The following is a 5683-nucleotide window of genomic DNA, read 5'->3' as shown; positions in this document are numbered from 1 at the left end:
GTTGCGGGGGGCCCCCCGGGGGGGGGGCGTACGGTAGGTTGGCGGGGGGGGGGGGGGGGTGCCCCCGGGGGGGGGGGCCCCCCCGCCCGGCCCGCCCGCCCCCCCCCCACACGGGAGGTGTCAGCCGGTGAACCCGGCGGTGATGGAGGTGAACTGCCAGGTGTTCTGGCTGATGCCGGAGCAGTTGCTCACCACGCCGCCGCCGGGGCAGGGCCGGTCACGGTTGACCGCCCAGTAGGCGAGCCGGGCGATGTGGTGGGTGTTGGCCCAGTCACGGATCGAGCTCCAGATGGCCGGGGTCGTGTTCTCCTGCTGGTCGCTCAGTCCGTTCATGCCGGAGATGCCGATGTGGGAGTAGGCGGTGGCGTCGTCCCAGCCGAAGGTCGACTTCAGCTTGGCCTTCAGCCCCTCGGTGGCGTTGACGGTGTTGCCGTACATGTCGGAGCCGCCGCCGAAGTCGAACGGCATGATCGTGAAGACGTCGATGCCGGCGTTGAGCGACTGCGCCTGCTCGATGAGCCGGTTGCCGTAGTACGTCGGACCGGTCGTCGAGGTGCCGAAGGTGACGATCGTGCGCAGGCCGGGGTTGTTGGCCTTCACGGTCTTCAGCGCGGTCAGGATCTTCGCCTGGACGGCCTCGTTCTCGAACTCGTCGGTGTTCTCGATGTCCATGTCGATCGCCTTGAGGCCGTAGGCGTCGATCACCTTCTGCAGCGCACCCGCCAGCGCGCCGGCGGACGAGCAGTTGGCGCCGAGCTTGCTGCCCTGCCAGCCGCCGAACGACGGGACGACGTCACCGCCCGCCGAGCGGATCTGGTTGATGACGGTCTGGTCGGTGCCGCCGGTCAGCGGACGGCTGCTGTCCCAGGCGGGGTTGCAGCCGCCCGAGTCGAGCATGAACGCCATCGTGAACCACTTGACCCCGGTCGAGCTCATCACCGAGGTCGCGCTCGGCGGGTCGCCCCAGCCGAGGTACAGGTAGGGCGCCGCCTGCTTGAAGCCGGGGGTGCCGCCCCCGCCCGCGCTCGTGGTCACGCTGACGGAGTTCGAGGCCGCGGAGGTGTTCCCGGCCGCGTCCCGCGCCTTCACCGTGAAGGTGTACGCCGTGCTCGGTGACAGCCCGCCGACCGTGGCGCTGGTGCCGGAGACGCTGAGCACCTGGTTCGAGCCGCTGTAGACGTCGTACCCGCTGACGCCGACGTTGTCGCTCGACGCGCCCCACGACAGCGACACGCTCGACGAGGTCTTGCCGGTGGAGGTCAGGTTCGTCGGTGCGCTCGGCGCCTGGGTGTCGGAGCCGCCTCCGCCGCCCGGACCGTCGAGGCTGATGTCGTCCGCAAAGTAGGTGCCCTGCGCGTACCAGCCGTGGACATAGATCTTGGCCGTGGTCTGCGAGGCGCCGGTGGTGAAGGACACGGACAGCTGGCTGTACGCCGACGGGGACGTGGTCCAGGTCGAGGCACCGCCGTCCACCCCGAGGTAGACGTAGTTGCCGCGCACCCAGCCCGAGAGGCTGTACGTGGTGTTCGGCTGCACCGAGACGGTCTGGCTGCACTGGGCGTTGTCACTCGAACTCACCGCGCCCGCGAGGGCCTTGGAGCCTCCGTGCACGGGACTGGAGACGACCGAGCCGAGGTTCCCGGTGCAGGACCAGGGGGAGAGACTGCCCGACTCGAGGCCGGGGTTGGAGAGGATGTTGGCCGCCTGGGCCGTGGTGGGGAGGGCGACCGCCCCGGCCAGGGCCAGGGCGGCGGTGCCGAGCAGAGCGAAGAAGCGACGTCTGGAACGTCCGAGGTCGGTGATGCGCACGCGATCTCCCTGAAGAAATGGGGGTGTCCGGGAGTGCTGAGAGGTGCGCAACCAAGTTGGTATGGACCAATCACGCTGTCAAGACACTGAGCGAGAACTGGTCCGGACCGGTGGACCGACAGGGGGTGCGAGGGGAAGGGAAGGGGCGGGGCGGGTCGAGGGGGCGGGGGAAAGGGAGGCGGCGTCGGCGCAGAGAGGGGGGAGAGGGGAGCGGGAGGAGGGAAGCGAGGGGTGGACGGGCGTGACGGGCGCGGCGCGGTCAGGCGGGAGCCGTGGCGGCGCTGTTCGCACCCGCGGACGCGCCGGCGGACGCGGGCGCCGCGGCCGGTGCCGCGGTGACCTCCGCCGCCGGTGCCGGGACGGCAGGCAGCGTGGGGGCGGGCGCGGGGGTGTCGGCGCGCTGCTGCGGCAGCGACACCGGACGGACCGGACGCGGCCCCGCCACCACGGTGTAGTCCGGTGCGAGCGCCGACGGCACCAGTTCGCCCGTCTCCTCGCCGAGAGCCAACTGCACTGCCGCCCAAGGGGCGTTGACGCCGCACTGGGCGAGCTGGTGGAGGCCGCCCGCCGGACGGGTGTTGACGTCCATCAGAACCGGCTCGTCGCCGAACATACGGAACTGGATGTTCGTCAGATAGTGCAGCCCGAACGCCTCCGCGAGCAGCCGCGCGGGCTCGATCCACGAAGGGTGGAGCGTGAAGCCCCGGCGACGGCCGTTCTTGGTGCGCCCCACGGCCATCCGGACCCGGCCGTCCGGACCGGTCAGGCAGTCCACCGACACCTCCGGCTCCTCCAGGCGTGGCATGACCAGCCAGTCGACGGGCCCGTCGGCCTCCCGCATCGCCTCCAGCACCAGGTCGAGCGGCACGTACGGGCTCGGGAACCCGCTGAGGTGCATCATCGAGAAGGGGGTCCGGGTCAGGACACGGAAGCCCACCCCGCCGGCGCCCGCCGCGGGCTTGAAGCAGGCCCGGTGGCCGTCGGCCTCCAGCGCCTCGACCGCCGCCACGAGCTCCTCGGGAGTGCGCACCCGCCACCAGGGGGGCACCGGTACGCCCACGGCCTCCACCGCCTGGTACGCGGTGGCCTTGTCCTGGAAGACGGCCACCGCCTCGACGGACGGCGCCAGCAGGGCCGTACCGACCGCGGCGAACTCCGCGCGGTGCGCCACGATGGCCGGCTGGTGCAGGACCGGGACGAACACGTCGACGGAGTTCCGCGCGCACTGGTCGAGGGCGTACTCGACGTACGCGGCGGGGGAGAGACCGTCCGGCTCCAGGGCGGCGGTGTCCGCGGCCGCCAGCACGGGGGAGTCGGGATCACCGTGCGTGGCATGGATCTCGACCGCGCGGCGCTGCGGATTACTTCGCAGCTGGTCCATGAAGAACACGTTCTCCGCGTACGTGCGGTTGAGCCAGACGCGTACGCGAGAGACCATGCAGGCCGCCTTTCACGGTTCCCGGGCACGGCGGAGCAGGCCGTGTGCCCGGCCAAGGGGGGAGGGAGGAACACCAAGCCGCCGTACGCCAAGGTAGGTTCATGGCGGCCGTGTTGGGGCGATCATAAGGGGAGCGGGACCGCAGTGGTGCTACGGGCCTGTTACGGATTTCCCGGGACGCGGCAGCGAGCGCTCCGGGCCGGAACCGGACCCCGCCGCGCGCGGTCCGTTCTTGTCCCGCGAGGGTGAATGTGTTCTTGTGTTTCCAGTCCTTTTCTCGGAGGTGGCGAGGGTGCGGTCGACGGCCGGCGGACACGGAAACCTGCTGGCCATCAGCGACCTGCACATCGGGTATCCGGAGAACCGCGCCCTGGTCGAGGAGATGCGCCCCTCGACGGAGGACGACTGGCTCCTGGTGGCCGGTGACGTCTCGGAGACCGTGGCGGACATCCACTGGGCCCTCGAAACACTCGCCGGACGCTTCCGCAAGGTCGTCTGGGTGCCGGGCAACCACGAGCTGTGGACGCATCCGAAGGACACCGTGACGCTGCGCGGTGTCGAGCGCTACGAGCATCTCGTGGCCGTCTGCCGGGAGCTCGGGGTCACGACCCCCGAGGACCCCTACCCGGTCTGGGACGGCCCGGGCGGCCCCGTCGTCGTCGCACCGCTCTTCCTGCTCTACGACTACTCGTTCCTGCCGCCGGGCTGCGCGACCAAGGACGAGGGCATGGCGTACGCGGAGAGGACCGGGGTGATCTGCACCGACGAGTACACCCTGCACCCCGATCCCTATCCGAGCCGGGAGGCCTGGTGCCGGGCCCGGGTCGCCGAGACGGAGCGCAGGCTCGCCGAGCTGCCCGAGGACCTGCCCACGGTGCTGGTCAACCACTATCCGCTGGACCGTCACCCGACCGACGTCCTGCGCTATCCCGAGTTCGCGATGTGGTGCGGCACCGGGCTGACCGCCGACTGGCACCGCCGGTTCCGCGTCGAGGTCATGGTCTACGGCCATCTCCACATCCCGCGGACCACCCACCTCGAAGGGGTCCGCTTCGAAGAGGTCTCGGTGGGCTACCCCCGCGAGTGGCGCCCCCGCCCGAAGCCGCCGGGAACACTGCGCCGCATACTGCCGATGGAGGTCGGAACCGGTGATCGAGGAACTGCTGCCGGACTCGGTCGTGAGCGTGGAGGCGCTCGGTGACGACGCGGCCGGTGGCGCGCGGCTGTATCCCGAGGAAGAGGCGCTCGCGGTGTCGTTCGTGCACAAGCGCCGCAGTGAGTTCGCCGCCGTACGCGGCTGTGCCCGGCAGGCCATGGAGAAGCTCGGGGTGGCCCCGCGCGCCATTTCGCGCGGGGACAGCGGAGAGCCGATCTGGCCCGCGGGGCTGATCGGCAGCATGACGCACTGCGAGGGCTACTGCGCCGCGTCCCTCGCCCGCGCCGGTGACCTGGCCTCGCTGGGCATCGACGCCGAACCGCACCAGGAGCTCCCCGAGGACGTCATCGTCTCGGTGGCACTGCCCACCGAGAACGACCGCCTGCGCCGGCTGGCGGAGCGGGACCCGTCGGTGCACTGGGACCGGCTGCTCTTCAGCGCCAAGGAGTCGGTCTACAAGGCGTGGTTCCCCCTGATGAGGCGGTGGCTGGACTTCCTGGAGGCGGACATCGACCTCTTCGAGGACGGCGGCCCGGCGGCGCACGGCGTCCGCGCGGGGGCCTTCGCGCCCGGAGGTCCCACGCGGGGGTCCGTGGCGGGCGGAACCGGCGTGACCGGGGGCCCGGTGAGCGGACGTCCGGTGAGCGGGGCTCAGGTGGCCAGGGGTTCCGTGGCCAGGGGTTCCGTGGCCAGGGGTTCCGTGACCGGTGACTCCGCGTCCGGGGATTCCGTGGCCAGGGGTTCCCTGGCGCGTCCCGGCACCTGCGGTCCCGCACGGTCCGGCGGATTCCGCGCCACGCTCCTGGTACCGGGACCGGTGGTCGGCGGGCGCCGGATCCAGTCGTTCGACGGACGCTGGACCGTCCGGCAGGGCCTGCTGGCCACGGCCGTCACCGTGCCCCACGGCGGAACGGGCGCGATCTAGGAACAGCGGCCGCCGCCCGGCGACCACCGCCCGCCGTTTGCCGCCCGGCGACCGCCGCCCGCCGTTTGCCGCCCGGCGCCGGCTCTCCCCGTGGCCGGGGCGGCCCCCCATGGCGCGGACGGTGACCCACGTGGCCGGGGCGGCCTTCCTCACCACCGGGCGGCCGACCCGGACGGCCTGCGCCGTGGCCGGGGCCGCTGCCCCGGGGCGGGGCCGTGCGCCGACGGGCCCGCACGCGTCGGGGCGCGGGGGGGGCGGGGGCGGGGCGCCCCCCCCCCCCCCGCCCCCCCCCGCCCCCGGGGCCCCGCCCCCGGCCCGCCCCGCCGGCGACCCCCCCGGCCGCCCACGCCCCCTC

At 72.7% G+C, this 5683-nt stretch carries 4 protein-coding genes; 2 read left to right on the top strand and 2 right to left on the bottom strand.

What is annotated here, in order from left to right; translation table 11 throughout:
• Nucleotides 1-120: 120 nt before the first annotated feature.
• Complete coding sequence (locus ACFV2J_RS25890; RefSeq protein ID WP_385095475.1) at nt 121-1809, bottom strand: carbohydrate binding domain-containing protein; 1689 nt, start codon at nt 1807-1809, stop codon at nt 121-123.
• 259 nt (nt 1810-2068) lie between these two features.
• Complete coding sequence (locus tag ACFV2J_RS25885; RefSeq protein ID WP_385440858.1) at nt 2069-3247, bottom strand: ATP-grasp domain-containing protein; 1179 nt, start codon at nt 3245-3247, stop codon at nt 2069-2071.
• A 292-nt stretch (nt 3248-3539) separates the two neighbouring features.
• On the opposite strand from ACFV2J_RS25885, the gene ACFV2J_RS25880 reads away from it, so the two are divergent.
• Together ACFV2J_RS25880 and ACFV2J_RS25875 are read left to right on the top strand one after the other, a co-directional pair.
• A complete protein-coding gene (locus ACFV2J_RS25880) occupies nt 3540-4448 on the top strand; it encodes a metallophosphoesterase (protein ID WP_385095468.1) in 909 nt (302 codons plus the stop codon).
• Nucleotides 4396-5328, top strand: a complete 933-nt coding sequence (locus ACFV2J_RS25875; protein WP_385440855.1) for a 4'-phosphopantetheinyl transferase — start codon at nt 4396-4398, stop codon at nt 5326-5328. Before ACFV2J_RS25880 ends, ACFV2J_RS25875 begins: the two co-directional genes overlap by 53 nt.
• Nucleotides 5329-5683 lie beyond the last annotated feature (355 nt).

This window comes from Streptomyces sp. NPDC059668, from assembly GCF_042734135.1.
Taxonomy (GTDB): domain Bacteria; phylum Actinomycetota; class Actinomycetes; order Streptomycetales; family Streptomycetaceae; genus Streptomyces.
This window is presented reverse-complemented; position numbering and strand designations above follow the sequence as displayed.